Annotated in this window: 16 protein-coding genes; 10 read left to right on the top strand and 6 right to left on the bottom strand. The window is 64.1% G+C overall.

Going from position 1 to position 15372, the window contains the following annotated elements:
* Positions 1-152: 152 nt before the first annotated feature.
* A complete protein-coding gene (locus MRBLAR12_RS01175; protein ID WP_364742823.1) occupies positions 153-1229 on the top strand; it encodes an alcohol dehydrogenase in 1077 nt (358 codons plus the stop codon).
* A gap of 6 nt (positions 1230-1235) precedes the next feature.
* Entirely contained in the window at positions 1236-3062 is a 1827-nt protein-coding gene (locus MRBLAR12_RS01170; RefSeq protein WP_364742821.1) for a sigma-54-dependent Fis family transcriptional regulator, read from the top strand.
* A 4-nt stretch (positions 3063-3066) separates the two neighbouring features.
* Here the strand turns inward: MRBLAR12_RS01170 and MRBLAR12_RS01165 are convergent, their stop codons facing one another.
* Positions 3067-3963 (bottom strand): LysR family transcriptional regulator, encoded by an 897-nt coding sequence (locus tag MRBLAR12_RS01165; protein WP_229993031.1) that lies wholly within the window; start codon positions 3961-3963, stop codon positions 3067-3069.
* Between the two features lie 111 nt (positions 3964-4074).
* On the opposite strand from MRBLAR12_RS01165, the gene MRBLAR12_RS01160 reads away from it, so the two are divergent.
* The 3 genes from MRBLAR12_RS01160 to MRBLAR12_RS01150 all read left to right on the top strand — a co-directional run bounded on the left by MRBLAR12_RS01160 (position 4075) and on the right by MRBLAR12_RS01150 (position 8164).
* Positions 4075-5322 (top strand): CaiB/BaiF CoA transferase family protein, encoded by a 1248-nt coding sequence (locus MRBLAR12_RS01160; protein WP_229993032.1) that lies wholly within the window; start codon positions 4075-4077, stop codon positions 5320-5322.
* The gene (locus MRBLAR12_RS01155; RefSeq protein WP_364742817.1) at positions 5322-6521 is read left to right on the top strand and encodes an acyl-CoA dehydrogenase family protein; all 1200 of its coding nucleotides are present in this window, start codon (positions 5322-5324) and stop codon (positions 6519-6521) included. The genes MRBLAR12_RS01160 and MRBLAR12_RS01155 overlap by 1 nt, the downstream gene beginning before the upstream one ends.
* Before the next feature lie 296 nt (positions 6522-6817).
* Positions 6818-8164 (top strand): MFS transporter, encoded by a 1347-nt coding sequence (locus tag MRBLAR12_RS01150; RefSeq protein ID WP_364742814.1) that lies wholly within the window; start codon positions 6818-6820, stop codon positions 8162-8164.
* Between the two features lie 43 nt (positions 8165-8207).
* On the opposite strand, the gene MRBLAR12_RS01145 is transcribed toward MRBLAR12_RS01150, so the two are convergent.
* Positions 8208-8999 carry an NAD(P)-dependent oxidoreductase gene (locus MRBLAR12_RS01145; protein WP_364742812.1) on the bottom strand — a complete coding sequence of 264 codons (792 nt, stop codon included), beginning with the start codon at positions 8997-8999 and terminating at the stop codon, positions 8208-8210.
* A gap of 122 nt (positions 9000-9121) precedes the next feature.
* On the bottom strand, positions 9122-9535 hold the full coding sequence (locus MRBLAR12_RS01140) for a carboxymuconolactone decarboxylase family protein (RefSeq protein WP_364742810.1): 414 nt from the start codon (positions 9533-9535) through the stop codon (positions 9122-9124).
* 138 nt (positions 9536-9673) lie between these two features.
* On the opposite strand from MRBLAR12_RS01140, the gene MRBLAR12_RS01135 reads away from it, so the two are divergent.
* Positions 9674-10303 (top strand): TetR/AcrR family transcriptional regulator, encoded by a 630-nt coding sequence (locus MRBLAR12_RS01135; protein ID WP_364742807.1) that lies wholly within the window; start codon positions 9674-9676, stop codon positions 10301-10303.
* A gap of 107 nt (positions 10304-10410) precedes the next feature.
* Here the strand turns inward: MRBLAR12_RS01135 and MRBLAR12_RS01130 are convergent, their stop codons facing one another.
* Together MRBLAR12_RS01130 and MRBLAR12_RS01125 are read right to left on the bottom strand one after the other, a co-directional pair.
* Positions 10411-11073: a DUF2182 domain-containing protein gene (locus MRBLAR12_RS01130; protein WP_364742804.1), complete on the bottom strand. Its 663-nt coding sequence runs from the start codon at positions 11071-11073 to the stop codon at positions 10411-10413.
* Between the two features lie 105 nt (positions 11074-11178).
* Entirely contained in the window at positions 11179-11784 is a 606-nt protein-coding gene (locus tag MRBLAR12_RS01125; protein ID WP_229993039.1) for a DUF1326 domain-containing protein, read from the bottom strand.
* Positions 11785-11944: 160 nt separating this feature from the next.
* Here MRBLAR12_RS01125 and MRBLAR12_RS01120 point away from each other — a divergent pair, with 160 nt between their 5' ends.
* The gene (locus tag MRBLAR12_RS01120) at positions 11945-13195 is read left to right on the top strand and encodes a DDE-type integrase/transposase/recombinase (RefSeq protein WP_364742801.1); all 1251 of its coding nucleotides are present in this window, start codon (positions 11945-11947) and stop codon (positions 13193-13195) included.
* A gap of 178 nt (positions 13196-13373) precedes the next feature.
* On the opposite strand, the gene MRBLAR12_RS01115 is transcribed toward MRBLAR12_RS01120, so the two are convergent.
* Positions 13374-13577, bottom strand: a complete 204-nt coding sequence (locus tag MRBLAR12_RS01115) for a hypothetical protein (protein ID WP_229993040.1) — start codon at positions 13575-13577, stop codon at positions 13374-13376.
* 58 nt (positions 13578-13635) lie between these two features.
* On the opposite strand from MRBLAR12_RS01115, the gene MRBLAR12_RS01110 reads away from it, so the two are divergent.
* The 3 genes from MRBLAR12_RS01110 to MRBLAR12_RS01100 all read left to right on the top strand — a co-directional run bounded on the left by MRBLAR12_RS01110 (position 13636) and on the right by MRBLAR12_RS01100 (position 15328).
* Positions 13636-13767, top strand: a complete 132-nt coding sequence (locus MRBLAR12_RS01110) for a hypothetical protein (RefSeq protein WP_290369340.1) — start codon at positions 13636-13638, stop codon at positions 13765-13767.
* 27 nt (positions 13768-13794) lie between these two features.
* Positions 13795-14367: a GNAT family N-acetyltransferase gene (locus MRBLAR12_RS01105; protein WP_364743720.1), complete on the top strand. Its 573-nt coding sequence runs from the start codon at positions 13795-13797 to the stop codon at positions 14365-14367.
* A gap of 148 nt (positions 14368-14515) precedes the next feature.
* The gene (locus MRBLAR12_RS01100) at positions 14516-15328 is read left to right on the top strand and encodes an IclR family transcriptional regulator (RefSeq protein ID WP_229993042.1); all 813 of its coding nucleotides are present in this window, start codon (positions 14516-14518) and stop codon (positions 15326-15328) included.
* Positions 15329-15372: the final 44 nt, after the last annotated feature.

Below are 15372 nucleotides of genomic sequence, written 5' to 3'. Positions count from 1 at the left end.
CAGCCTCTTCGGTACCGACGAGAAGTGCGTGCGACCTGCCCATGGACTATTGCCGCCTGCGCATAAAAGGGGCCGCGATTTAGTATTGGATACTTATCAGAACCGGTGTCATTCTTGAATCAATACAGTCTGCGCAACGATGCGAGGTCACCATGCACGCTTTTGCCGTTTTCCAAGACAGCCCCGAGATCCAGGACATCGAACTGCCGGACCCCGTGCCGACAGGAACCGAAGTCCTCTTGAGGGTCATCCGTTCCGGCGTGTGCCACACGGACACCCACCTTCGCGAGGGCTCCTACGATCTAGGCAGCCGGGGGGCCCTGAAGCTGGTTGACCGCGGCGTCACCTACCCGCTGGTCATGGGGCACGAAGTCGTCGGCGTCGTCGAGCAGGTCGGGGACAGCGTGCACGGGTCCAAAGCCGGGGACATCAGGCTGGTCTATCCGTGGATCGGCTGCGGCCATTGCCGGGATTGCCTTGCCGGCCGCGACAACGTCTGCGCCAACGGTCGCAACCTCGGAGTCGCGGAGCACGGAGGCTACGCCGAGAAGATCCTGGTCCGCGACGAAAAGTACCTGGTGGATATCGAGGGCCTGGACCTCAGCTGGGCGGCCACGCTGGCCTGCTCCGGGCTGACGGCCTTCAGCGCCGTGAACAAGGTCCTTCCGCTTGGACCCGACGAACCCGTCGTGGTGATCGGCGCCGGCGGAGTGGGGCTCACTGCCATCGCGACCCTCAGCGCGCTGGGGCACAAGGCCATTTGCGCCGTCGACCTTTCCGAACGGAATCTCGAGCTGGCGCGGCAGGTTGGCGCCACGATCACGGTCCAAACCACAGATCAAGGCCTCAGCGCGAAGATCGTCGCGGCCACCGACGGCCCCGTGGCAGCGGTGATTGACTTCGTGAACAACAGCCAGACGGCACCGGTAGCCTTCGACTCCCTGCGCAAGGGCGGCCGGCTGATCCAGGTCGGGCTCTTCGGCGGAGAACTGACGGTACCCACCGCGCTCATGGCCCTCAAGATGCTCACGATCCAGGGCAGCTTCGTGGGGACCCCGGAGGAGCTGAACCAGCTCATCGCCCTGGCCAAGCAGGACGCCATTCCCCACATCCCGATCATCGATGCCGAGCTCTCCGCCGAATCTGTTGGCGAGAGCCTGGACAAGCTGACGCACGGTGGCGTCCCCGGACGCGTTGTGCTGCGTGCGGCAGTCGGAGCCCGGGGCTGACCAGCCATGCAAAATCCCCGGAAGGTGCCCGATGATGCCCTGCGCGTTGCCCGGGAACATCTCATCCGCCGTGGCCTCCGGGATGGGATCCAGCTGACGGAAATCGTCTCCCCTGATATTGAAAACAGCTGGCGCCGCTCTATCGGTGTGGAGGCTTCGGCAAGGCCTGAGGCATTCCTGTTCGTCAACGATTTCGATCCGGACGGAATCCTTATCCGGGCGGCCAAGAGCGTGATGGACCACTGGCTGGAAAGCCTCAACGGTATGGGCATTTCCCTATTCCTCAGTGACCAGTCCGGTCAGATAATTGCCCGCAGGCTCGGTGACAGGGCGCACGGCAACCGGTTCGACGAGGCATTTGCCGCCGAAGGATTCAGTTTCTCGGAACGCTCTGTCGGCACGAATGGGCTGGGTACCCCCATCGAAGGGCGCCAAGCCGTGTTTGTCCGCGGAGCCGAGCATTTCAACGAGGCACTGGCACCCCTGTCGTGTTCCGGGGCACCGATCCTGCACCCCGTCACACGCCGGGTGATCGGGTCCATTTCCTTCGCCTGCGATACCGGTTTGGACAACCCGCTCATGCTGGCCATGGCCCGGGAGGCCGGCAGCCAGATCGAACGTCGATTGCTCGATCTCGGCAGCGCAACGGGACTCGCCCTGGGGATGTCGCAACTGCGTCTGAGCTCCTCCACGGCCCCGGTCATCATGCTCGACGCCCAGGCAGTCATGACCAACGTCTCCGGCCTGGCCGTTATGAGCAGCGAACTGCACACCACCTTGTGGGAACAATTGCGTGGCCTTGAGTGGACCGGCGCCAAACAAACCATCGAAATTCCGTCCCTGAACGTGGATGCCACGGTCCAGCGAATTGACGATTCCGGCGGGAGTTCGGCCTTCGCCCTGGAGCTCTCCCGCATTCCGGACGCCGCCAGTAATCCGCGGAAGGCCGAGCCAGAAGGGTCCGGCGGCAATTTCTCGGGCGTGGGAGCAGCGTTTCCACACGTCATGCGCAATGCCTTTGACCGGGCAGGTCAGGGGCCCGGGGCGATTGCCGTCTGCGGGCAGGGCGGCTCCGGCAAGCTCCACCACACACTCGCCTGGCTCAATGGGCAGGACTCCGGTCCGAACCCGCTCATCCTCGATGCCTGCCTGCTTCCCGGGGAAAAGGACGCCACCTGGTTCTCTGACTGCCGCGAGGCCATCGCAGTAGGCCGAAGCGTTGTCCTGCGGCACCTTGAGGATCTTCCCCGGAGCGAGCTGAACAGGCTCAAGGCCCTGGATGCGGCGGTGCGCCAGCGGCCGGATGGGCCGCCGACAGCCACTGCCGCTCCTTCTCCGGCCCGCCTGGTTCTTACTATGAATCCCGAGGCGTGCCCGGACTTCGTCTCGGACGTGGTGTCCCAAATCGCTGCGCGTGTGGATGTGCCGTCCCTATCCGCGACCAAGGAACGCATCCCCGTGCTGGCAGCACATTTCCTGGACGCGGCCGCACCTGCAGACAGGTCCACACTCTCCGCAGTGGCACTGCAGGGACTCATGCGCTGGCGGTGGCCTGGGAATGTTGCCGAACTGCGAGCCACCCTCGAGTCGCTGTCGCGAGCACATCCCGGACGCGTACTGCAAGCCAATGACCTCCCTGAACATCTCAGGAACACGGGCAGGCGCAAGCTCTCCAAACTCGAATCCCTTGAGCGCGACGCGATCGTAGCCGCACTCGAACACAGCGGGGGGAACCGCTCGGTCGCCGCGGAATCCTTAGGCATGGGCCGAACCACGCTTTACCGGAAACTCCGCGTTCTGGGGATCGAGACACCCGAGTCCATGGCGACCTGACGTGTCATCCGGCGCGGGGCAGGATCCTCTCAGCCAACTCCAGGACCGCCCGCAAGGCAGGGCTGGAGTTATCCCGGCGCCAGGCCATACGCAGCTCCACCGGAATCGTCTTGTCCACAAGCTTCACGAAACGCACATGGGAATCCGTCACCGATTCAGCCACGGAGGACAGCGTGAGCGTGCAGCCCACCTCCGCCGCTACCAGTGAGAGTGCCGTCCAGGAATCCGGGACTATCTGAACGATGTCGAGCTCGAACCCGGCGGCGTGCGTAAGCCGGCGGAGCCGGTCGTTCAACACGGCCCCTGCATGCGGCGGCAGCGAAACAAAGGTGTCGCCTTGGAAGTCAGCCATCCGGGCCTCGGCGGCATCGGCCAGGCGGTGGCTTGCCGGTACGGCGACGACGAGGTCCTCCGCCGCAAGCAGCCGCGTTTCGATACCGGCAGCAATGTAGTCCCAGCGTCCGAGGGCGATGTCCATGTCGCCACTGAGGACACGGTCCATGGCGGGCTGCGCAAAATTCTGGCTGAAGAGCTCGATCTGGATACCCGGGTGGTCGCGCCGGACCTCCCGGGCGAGCCGGCCCACGAGGGTGTGGGTAGAGGCGCCGGCATAGGCAACCCGGACGCGCCCGACTTCTCCCTTGTCCGCGGCACGGACCGCGATGCTCGCCCGGCGCGTGGCATCGATGATCTCCGTTGCCGGTCCGATGAACGCTTCTCCGGCGCCCGTGAGCTTGACGCTGCGGGTGCTTCGGTCGAACAGGCGGGTTCCCAGCTCACGTTCCAGCTGCTGGATACTGCGGCTGACCGGAGGTTGCGCCATGTGCAGTTTTTCTGCGGCACGGCCGAAGTGCAGCTCTTCTGCCACCGCCAGGAAGGCGCGGATCTGTTGGATTTCCATGCAAGTGATTATTGCACCTGACGCAACAAAAGGGCCATTAATAAGTATTGGACGGATAGCAATGCCGTCCGTCATGGTGGATGGAGAGAACACTATGCGAGGAGCCCATTGATGGACAGCCAACACTCCGCCACCTCTGAGACGTCGGCATTCGGCCGCAGTTCAGATGGTCCGCTCAGCGGCATCCTGATCGCAGATTTCGGCAGGGTGCTGGCCGGGCCGTACTGCACCATGCTGCTGGCCGATCTCGGCGCCACCGTCATCAAGATTGAGAGCCCGGCCGGTGACGAGACCCGGGCATGGCGCCCGCCCACCCGCGGAAATGACTCGACGTACTTCCTCTCGATCAACCGCAACAAGACCTCGATCAAGCTCGACCTTCGCGATCCGGACGACCGCAGGACGGCCCAGCGCATCGCGGAACGGGCCGACGTCGTGGTCGAAAACTTCAAGCCAGGTGACCTGGTGCGCTACGGGCTGGACTACGACACCGTCGCCGCGACCAATAAGGACGTTGTCTACGCCTCGATCACGGGCTTCGGGACCGCCGGCGGCGCACAGCTCCCCGGCTACGACCTGCTGATCCAGGCGCTGTCCGGACTGATGGACCTCACCGGGGCGCCGGACACCGAGCCCTTCCGATCCGGAGTTGCGGTGTTCGACGTCATCACCGGCCTTCATGCCTGCATCGGCATCCTCGCTGCCCTGCGGCACCGGGACCGCATCGGGGAAGGCCAGCTGGTGGAAATGAACCTGATGTCCTCCGCGCTCTCCGGCATGGTGAACCAGACAGCGGCAGTGGTGCTGGGTGGAACCGCTCCGGCCAGGCTGGGCAACGAACACCCAAGCATCTACCCGTACGAACCTTTCGACACCGGCGACGGGAAGCTTGTCATTGCGATCGGCAACGACTCCCAGTACCGCACCTTCTGTGCCACCATCGGCCGGCCGGAGCTGGCCGTGGATCCGCGTTTCGAGAAGGCGCCGCTGCGCAGCGCCAACCGAACGGAACTGCGGCCGCTCCTGGTGGAGTGCCTCTCCACCCGGACCGCCTCCGAGTGGTTCGACATCCTCACCGAAGCGAAACTGCCCTGCGCACCGATCCAGGATCTGAAGGCCGGGATCGAGTTCGCCGAGCGGATCGGCCTTGAGCCCGTTGTGACGGTGGGCCACGGAGAGAATGCGCAGCCCGGCGTGCGCAACCCCATCCGGCTGTCCAAGACCCCGGTGAGCTACGACCTCACACCGCCCGACCTGGACAGCGGCGCGGAGCTGGTGCGGACCTGGCTCGGCGCGGACGAACACGTTTTGGCCGGCGCCATTGCCGGCACTCCCACACGATCCCCACAGGAGCACTGATGACCACCGCAACGGACCTGTCCGTCAATTCCGATTTCTATGTCTTGGACGACTACCTCAACGACACAGACCGTGCCCTGATCGCCCGGGTCCGTTCCTTTGTCGAGCAGGACGTCACCCCCATCATCAACGAATACTGGGAGAAAGCGGACTTCCCGTATCAGCTGGTACCAAAGTTCGCGGAGCTGGGCATCATCGGCACCGCCATCCAGGGCTACGGCTGCCCGGGCCTCACCCGGCTGCAGACCGGCCTCGTCGCGATGGAACTCTCCCGCGGGGACGGGAGCATCAACACCTTCAACGCGGTCCATTCAGGCCTGGCGATGGGCAGCATCAACCTGCTCGGCAGCGACGAGCAGAAACAGCGCTGGCTGCCGCCCATGGCCAAACTGGAAAAGCTGGGCGCATTCGCGCTGACGGAACCGGCGCACGGCTCGGACTCTGTGGCGCTGGAAACCTCAGCGCGGCTGGACGGCGACCATTACGTCATCAACGGATCCAAACGCTGGATCGGGCTGGGCCATGTTGCGGACCTCGTCATCATCTGGGCCCGGGACACCGCGGACCAGAAGGTGAAGGCGTTCGTCCTGGAAAAGAACGACGACGGCACCTACCCCGCCGGCTACCACGCCGAGGCCATCACGGGAAAGATGGCGAAGCGGGCCATCCAGCAGGCACAGATCGAGATCGAGGGCCTGCGGATCCCTGCGGAAAACCTGCTGGCCAGGTCGAAGTCCTTCCGCGACGTCGGAGCGGTGCTCAACACCACCCGCAGCACCGTGGCCTGGGAATCGCTCGGCCATGCCACTGCCGCCTACGAGATGGCGGTCAAATACGCCCGGGAACGCGTCCAGTTCGGTCACCCGATTGCCAGCTACCAGCTGGTGCAGAACAAACTCGCCAACATGCTCGCGGACCTCACAGCCATGCAGCTGATCTGCTTCCGCACGGCGGCGCTTCAGGACGAGGGCCGGCTCAGCAACGAGCAGGCTTCCCTGGCCAAGATGTTCACCGGGGACAAGGCACGAACGCTCTGCCGGGATGCCCGGGACATGTTCGGCGGGAATGGAATCCTGCTGGAAAACCATGTGGCCCGCCACCTGACCGACATGGAAGTGGTCCATACCTACGAAGGTACCGACTCCATCCAGTCACTGATCCTGGGGCGGGAAATCACAGGCGTCTCGGCCTTCTCCTGATCTGTTTCGTTTTCTCTAGAACAAAGCACGGCCATCCGCACTGGATGGCCGTGCTTTGTCGTTAAGGGCTCACGGGTTGTAAGCAGGCCTGGATGCCGCCGGTGTTTCAAAGTGGAACACCTGTGAGCTACACCACACTTCTATGGTGGAAGAAGGCACAGCGCGGCGGTTACACCAGAGCCCGCTGCCGCACGAAACACCGCGCAAACGACGCCTGCGTCGTGCGCTCCCCCAAAGGCACGAGGCCACACTGGCCGGCAATTCCCCCCAACGGTTCTGTTTCAAAGGAGAAACAAATGACAAGCACAACAGCATCGCGGCCCGCGATGACTCCCCGCCGAGCAGCGATAGCCGCGCTCCTCGGCAGCGCCCTCGAGTACTACGACTTTTTCGTGTACGGCGCCGCGGCCGCCCTCGTCTTCAACGTGCTGTTCTTTCCATCCGGCGACCCCACCGTTGCGCTGATCGCATCGTTCGCCACCTTCGCGGTGGGCTACGTGGCACGGCCTGTCGGTGCGGTGGTGATGGGACACTTCGGCGATCGAATCGGCCGCAAACGCGTCATGCTTGCCACAGTCGTCATGATGGGCATCGCATCCTTCGCCATCGGCTGTCTCCCGACGTACGACCAGGTAGGCCTGTTGGCTCCGGCACTGCTGGTGGTCCTGCGCGTGGTTCAAGGCTTCTCCGCGGGGGCCGAGTCGGCGGGAGCCTCAACATTGACCGTTGAACATTCCCCGGTCGGGCGCCGTGGGTTCTTCACCAGTTTCGTTATGGTTGGCTACGCAGTCGGCTGCTCGCTGGCGACCATCGTATTCCTGCCGGTGGCGCTCCTGCCCGCCGAACAGCTCTACAGCTGGGGCTGGAGGATTCCGTTCTGGCTCAGCGCCGTCGTCGTCGTTATTACCTACTACGTGCGGAGCCACCTGGACGAAACGCCGGTGTTCGCCGAGGCGAAGGAAGAAAGCGCTGTTCGCAAGCTGCCGCTGAACGACGTGTTCAAGCATCACTGGCGCGACGTGATCCGTGTCGCCGGAGCATCACTGATGGCAGCGATGCAGACTTTGTTCGCTGTGTTTAGCCTTTCGTACGCAACTTCAGTCGGGGTGGACCGGAGCGCGATGCTCGCCATCATCTCCGGAGCAATTGCCCTGTCGATTGTCACCATCCCGGCGGCCGGCTACCTCTCCGACGTCATCGGCCGGAAGCGAACCATGCTGATCGCCTCTGCGGGCTGTTCGCTCACGATCTTCGGGTATCTTTGGGCGATCTCGACGACGGATATCTTGCTGATCGCGATTTTCGCGTTCCTCAACATGTCACTGTTCTTCAGCTGCTACAACGGCGTGTGGACGTCGTTCTTCGCCGAGCAATTCCCGGCACCCGTCCGGTTCACTGGCATGGCCGTCAGCAACCAGCTCGGCAACCTCCTGGCCGGCTTCGCTCCGATGGTCGCTGCAATTCTCCTTAAGCCTGGCCCGTCGGGCTGGCTTCCGGTGGCAATTTTTGGCGCCGTAGCCGCCGGAATCGCCGCGATCGCGGTGATCGGACTGCGCGAGACGTCCAAGACCCCGACGGAACTGCTCGGTGGCCCACGAGCGGCGGACCACGTGCGTCAATTGGACTCCGCCACAGCCTCCTGATCCCCCTCCCCCGCGGACGTGTCCCCGCTGGCCATCATCCGGCTCACCCGTCTGCGGAATCGGTTCCCAGCAGTGAACGCGCCTGGAGGATTGCCTGTTCGACGTCGTCGTTGAGGTCTCCGGTGGGCAGTGAGCCGAGTTCACCGCGGAGCAGCCCGACATCCTTGAGCAGCAGGTCGTACTGGACGTCGACGAGGTTATCGCTCATCCAGCTCTGTCCGGTCGACACTCCTACCACCTCGAAGAGGTCCGAGGCGGGTACTCCGTGCTCGGCTGCGAGGTTGAGCATCCGTGCGGTGGCGGCCAGGTTGTAGGTGGCCAGGGCGTTGTTGAGGAGTTTCACCAGTGCGGGCTGGCCGTAGGACTGCATCCGGAAGACACGGCCGGAGATGTCGGCCAGCAGTTTGTCCTCGGCCTCAGTGGGGGCGGGTCCGGCGAGGAAGATGGTCATCGTGCCGTGGCGTGCCCCCTGGGGGCCGCCTGAGACCGGGGCCTCGAACGCGCGCCAGGAGCCGGGGGCCGAGGAGAAGATCCTCCGGGCGTCCGCCGGCGCGAGCGTTGTGTGGACGAAGACGGTCAGTGGCCGTTCGGTGTGGGCCTGGAGGGCCTCGAACACGGACGAGACCTGGTCCGCCAACCGCACCGCAATGTGGACACTGTCCACGGAGGGCCAGTCCACAGCCGCCAGGTCACTGCCGGCCGGCGATTTGTTCTCCTCCGACCACTCGCGGATGCGGTCCTGGTTGAAGTCGTAGCCGTAGACCTTCTGTCCCAGTTCGGCGAGGTGTGCGCCGATGTTTCCACCGATGGGTCCGAGTCCAATTACCAGATGCATGAGCGTTCCTTATGTGTGGGAGTTGAGGTTGTGCGGGGGGATGCCGGGCCGGACTGACGGGTTATCCAGGTTGCCAGCTGGATCGGCGGGTGTCATGAGGACGTCAGAGCGGGAGAATCGCCTCAGTCCGTGGGGGTCTCCGGGGTCAGGCCGCGCTCTGCCATGACTTCCTTGACGAGGGTCAGGGCGTTGAGCACGCGCGGGAACCCGATGTAGGGGATGCAGTGGATCAGGGCACCAACGATCTTCTCTTTTGTCAGGCCCACGTTGAAGCCGGTGTTGATGTGCAGCTTCAACTGGGGCTCGGTGCCCAGGGCGACCAGCGTGGAGATGGTCACCATGGTCTGCTCCTGCTGGGTCAGGCCGATCCGGGAGTAGATGTCTCCGAAGGCGAAGGAGACGATGTAGTCAGACAGGTCCTCGTCCAAGCTCTTGTAAGACTCCACGAGCTTGACGTGGTCGAAGGTGTTGGTGTGCTCGGAGGAGACGAGCTCCATCATGCGGTCGAGTCCGCGCTGGTATCGATCTGTGGCCATGTCGGCGCTCCTAAATTGCGTAGGGTGGTTGTGGGCGTGTCGGGTGCCGGCCTGCTTCAACCAATTTTGAAACGCTACGTTGCGTAGCGTTAGTACTGACTTTAGCGCTTCAGGCGCACAACTGGAAGGGGCGTGGATGTGGCTAATCCCACAGGGGCGGGCGAAGGCGGAATCGTCGAGGCCGCCCGACCCGCAGACACGGGTCGGCGCGCACGGACGGAGAAGTTGATTCTTGACGCCACGCGGGAGATGCTCGCGGAGGTCGGAGTCAACGGCCTGACTGTCGAGGGCGTGGCGAACCGTTCCGGCGTGGCCAAGACGACCATCTACCGCCGGTATCGGTCAAAAACCGACCTCGCCCTGGCCGTCCTGCTTGACTCGGTCGAATACCTGGGGACCACGCCGGATGTTGGGGATACCTACGCCGAACTGGCGGAGGTCGTTGACCGCACCATCGAGCTTCTTAGCTCCACCCTGATAGGCCGCATCATGCAGGGCCTCGTATCGGAGATCGCTGCGGACCCTGAGCTCGCCCTTGCTTACCGGGAGCGGGTGGTGAACCGCCGGGTTGCGGATGTGCGCCGTCTGGTGGAGCGGGGCATCTCCCGGGGAGACCTGGGGCCGGACGTCGACGCCGAGATGCTCACCGATCTCCTGCTGGGGCCGATCTACTATCGATTCTTCCTGAGTGGTTCGCCGCTGGATGAAGGCTTTGGGGTCCGGCTCGTCAGCACGCTGTTTTCGCGCGGCCCCGCCCAGGGTGCATAGCTGAGATTCGCTGATGGTGCGGGGGCGAGGCCGACGTCGACGGTGTCCTCCCTTCGAAAGGGGCCCACCACTCAGATCACCTGACGCGCTCCCCCACCGCCTCCCTCTCACATAGGCGCAGTCATGTGGAGCCCGGGCAGCAGCTCAGGGTGCGCCGGGACGAAGAGCGCGAAGACGATCAGCGAGACTCCAGTGATCCGGCTGAAGGCGGGTCCGTATTTCCACGTCTTCTCCAGGAAGATAACTACCGTGATCGCCGCCATCCATGCCAGGTTCATCACGCCGACAGCGATCAGCACGACCATCAGCCCCCAACAACATCCGACGCAGTACACGCCGTGGTACACGCCCACGCGGACATCCCGCAGGCGGCCCTTGTATCCGGATACGTGCAACAGGAATGCTATGGGCGACCGGCAGTGCCGGAGACAGAAATCCTTCAGCGGGGTCAGCTGGTACACGCCCGCCGCCACCAGCACTCCAGCCCCCACCCAAGGTGCTAGATCCGGCGCATCCTCAGCCAGCAGCGCAGACAACGCCGCGGCCGCGTAGGCAACGACTCCGAATCCGATCCATGTCAGAAGGTAACCGCCGACCAAGGCAGTTGTCCGGATGGCCCTGACCCTGCTGCTGCGTACGGCACGGATGGACCTGAGATACGCCGAAGTGAGAGGCGCCAGCGCCGGCAACATCATGGCTGCCGTCATCAGCGTCCACACGCCCAGGAAACCCCAGAGCCTCAGTCCCATGGTTCCCGGGCCTGTGGACATGTCGGCGAGGCCTAAGAAAGTGAGGTACCACGCCAGTGCAGCGCACCCGATCAACGCCAACTCACCGGCATGGTGGCTAACTGTCAGGCCACTTCTGCCCGCCACCTAAGCGGACCAGGCGAAGGGAGCCGAGAAAGAGTTCTTCCCGGCATTATCCCAAGTCATCCCGAACACGTCGACGCGGGCGGTGCTGGATGTGCCGGCTGCCAGAGTGTCGGCCGGGAATCCGATCCCGCTGACTTTCACTCCTCGTCCTGTGGGATCCAGGGGAGACACGAAGTCCTCGACCGCCATGTCGACGGCGCTGCCAATACGGACCTGGTGGATACGCCCGTCGTCGGCGTAGGCCATTTCCAGGGACTCCATTCCCGCCATTTCACCGATCAAAGGGGCGAGGCCCTCCATGGGTCCGCCGAGTTGACCACCGAAGACTCCACCGAGCGCCTCGGCCTGCTCAGCTGAGGCAGCGGCATCCATCAGAACTCCGACTTTCCAGCCCCCGTCACTCATCACGGCCGGAGTATCGGCTACGACGCAGACTGTCAGACCGCCGACGTCGACACCGTTTACTTCGCCCGTTTCCACGTGGAAGGCCAAAGCCACGTTGCAGCGTTCGTTATCCGCCGGTGCGGTCAGCCCTGAAGTCGAACACGGGCAGACCATGTCGCAATTGCAATTCTCAAAATATGTACCCTCGACATGCCACGGCATTTGGGGCTCCTTTCGAAGTGGCACCCCCAAAAGAAAGTCTCCTCGCGGCCCTGAGCAGTGTCAACGCTGGGCGTTGACTCATGGGAAAGGTCCGCGGGGCCGGATACGTTGCCTCATTGGAAAAGGTCCGGGAAGGGGCAGGCGCGGACATCCTTGAGGGATGGGACTGACGATGGGCCAGCGCAAGGCTGTCACGGTGATCAAGGCCCGGGCGTATGCCCGCGGGAGCCGGCCGGAAAAGGTGCGGATCCTGGATGAGCTGGTGGAGCTGACGGGCTGGAACCGGGACTATGCCCGGCGGGCTTTGCGGCAGGCGCTTCAGCTGCGGCCGGTGCGGGCCCGTCCGCTGCGTTCTCCGCTGTATGGTCCGCGTGTCATCGAGGCGCTGGTGGTCTGCTGGGCGGTGCTGCGGGCTCCGGCGGGCAAGCGCCTGGCCCCAATGCTGCCGGTGCTGGTGCCGTTGCTGCGCCGTGACGGGGAGCTGGACCTCAGTGAGGAGGAAGCGGCTCTGCTGATGCGGATGAGTGCCGCGACGATCGACCGCCGGCTGGCTCCGGAGCGGGCGAGGCTGGTGCTGCGGGGCCGGTCCCGTACCAAGCCGGGATCGCTGTTGAAGTCCCAGATCCCGGTCCGGACCTGGGCGGACTGGGACGATGCGGTGCCCGGGTTCGTCGAGATCGACCTGGTCGGCCATGAAGGCGGGGTGGCCTCCGGGCAGTTCTGCTTCACCCTGACGGTCACGGACATCGCCACCGGATGGACGGTGAACCGGTCGGTGCCGAACAAGGCCCAGAAATGGGTGTTCGCAGCCCTGCAATACGCACTGGGCCGGTTCCCGTTCCCGATCTCCGGGATCGATTCGGACAACGGCTCCGAGTTCATCAACGACTACCTGCTCGCGTACTGCCATGCCCGGCAGATCACGTTCACGCGGTCCCGTCCGGGGAACAAGAACGACGGGGCCCACGTGGAACAGAAGAACTGGGCGAGGGTCCGGGAGCTGGTGGGCTACTACCGCTACGACACCGCCGCGGAACTGGAGAAGCTCAACGAGATCTGGGAGCTGGACGCGCTCTTCACGAACTACCTGCTGCCCCAACAGAAACTGGTCTCCAAGGAACGCCACGGCGCGAAGGTCATCAAGAAACACGACGCCGCGCTCACCCCGCACCAGCGCGCCGCCCGCCACCCCGACGTCCGGAAACGGCCCGTTATCGCCATGAACGCCCAGTTCAAACGCCTAAAACCCGCGGCGTTGTCCCGGCAGATCCTCGCGCTCACGGCCGAACTCGAAACCCTCGCCCAGGCCAAAGCCGCCCCCCGCAACTACAAGGTCAACACCTCGTTCAACCCGCCTCTGAACCGGACCTTTTCACATGAGGCAACGAATCGCCCTTCCCGGACCTATTGACGTGAGGCAACAGGCGCTGGGCGGCGGCCTATGCAAAAGGCCATTCTGGGCCGCCCTGCGCTTCGAACGGAGGGGTGCGACGAGCCACAAGATACCGGGGCATCGCTCCCCCGGAAACCGGCACCGACTGACCCGGGTTTCGACCCTCTCGGTCAGTTCCAACGATGCGCCACCGCGGCTAACTGGCCGGCGTCACGACGTCCTCCAGCACTGACCTGTCGAAGAAACGGAGCTCGCCCGTCGCCTGGAAAAACACTGGAACTACTGAAGTGTTCGCGTCCTTCGAGGTCTCGTAGATCTCGGGCGCGCTCCCGTGCTTTCGCGCAATGGTTCCAATCAAGTCGGTGCCGCGAACCCGGACGGTTCGATATTTATAGCTCATTTGGACCCCCTCGTCTGCCAAGGCAAACCCTACTCCTGAGAATGCATAAACTGGGCAGGTGGTAATCCTTACCGACGCATCCACCGCCACCGCCTTCCAACGCCTGCGCGAGGACCTGTTGCAGGGGATGCATGGCGCCACCTCCCGCACCGAAGCCATCGCGATGGCCCACAGCGACGGCCTGCGTTAGGCCCGGGACCGGGAGGCATCCACGATGTTGGCAATCGAGATTCGTCCGGCGACGCAGTTCGAGGACGTACGAACAGTGGTTGGACCCAAGCGGCCCGATGCGACCGTGTGCTGGTGCCTGAGCTACCGCATCCCTTCCAAGCAGAACGTGCAGTTGCATGGCACGGAGCGCGGCGCGCTCATGAAGCAACTCGTGGGACAGGATCCGCCGCCCGGGGTACTCGCGTACGACGGCGACGACGTGGTGGGCTGGGCCGGCGTCCATCCACGCTCCGACACCAACTTTGCCCGCAACCGCAAAATTCCCCACGTGGACGACCTCGACGTGTGGTCGGTGTGGTGCATCCGGGTGCGGCCCGGGCACCGCGGCGAGGGAATCGCCCATCAGCTGCTACACGGTGCGGTCGACTTTGCCCGCAGCCACGGTGCGCCTGCCATCGAGGGCTACCCCGTCGACAACCAGGGCAGCCACGTCGACCTGACCATGGCCTACGTTGGCACCCGGAAGCTCTTCGAACGGGCCGGGTTCACGAAGGCTGCCGACACCGACTCCGTGATTAATGGGTTTCCCCGCGTGCTCATGCGCCTGGAACTGCCTTGATTGCAGGACGCGTCAATCCACTTAACGCAATGTCGGCCCCGTCACACCTCACGGCATAGGATCGAAACTGTGGAACTAACCGAGAGGACGCTACAGGCGGCCTTGTGGCGGGTAAGCAAGCCGCAGAAACTACTTGAGAGTATGGATCATGGCTTCGAAAAATGACCCCGAATCCGACATCGATGGGGAGTCAGGCCAGCACGGCGGCGTCCAGTCGGTGGACCGGGCCCTTATGGTCCTGGAAATCCTGGCGCGGGACGGCCATGCGGGCGTGAGCGAAATCGCCGACGAGATGGGCATCCACAAGTCCACAGTCTCCCGGCTGCTGGGTTCGCTGGTGAGCAGGGAAATGGTCCACCAGAACACTGAGCGCGGAAAGTACCAGCTGGGCTTCGGCATCCTGAGGCTGGCAAGCTCGATTCCCGGGCGGCTCAGCCTGGTCCGCGAGGCGCGTCCCATACTGGAAAGCCTGGCTGAGGAATTCAAGGAGACCGTGAACCTCGCCGTCTTGCGCTCCAACTACGCCGTCAACGTGGACCAGGCCATGGGCCCGTCAACACTAGCCACCTACGACTGGGTGGGCAGCCTGACGCCGCTCCACGCGACCTCCAGCGGAAAGGTCCTGCTGGCAGCACTGTCCGCGGACGAGCGGGACCGCGTCCTGAAGGAGACCGGGCTTCCGGCCCGGACGCCGCGGACCATCACCAACAGGAACAAGCTCGAAACCCAGCTCCTGGACGTGGCCCGAGACGGCTACGGAGTGGTCCGGGAGGAGTTCGAAATCGGGCTCAACTCGATGTCTGTGCCGGTGTACAACCATGTGGGGGCCGTGATCGGCGCAGTCAGCATTTCCGGGCCGGCCTTCCGTTTTGATCCGGAGACGGCGCCGGGACTCCTCGAAGCGCTGAAACAGGCGGGGCTGCAGATCAGCGCGAAGATGGGCTACACCGGGCATCGGTGATCGAGCCCCTAGCCGGGTTGCGGTCCTTCGCGTAGGAGCGCATC

The organism is Arthrobacter sp. LAR12-1-1.1 (genome assembly GCF_040676555.1).
GTDB lineage: Bacteria > Actinomycetota > Actinomycetes > Actinomycetales > Micrococcaceae > Arthrobacter.
Note: the sequence above shows the minus strand (reverse complement) of the source record. Positions and strands in the feature narration are given on the sequence as shown.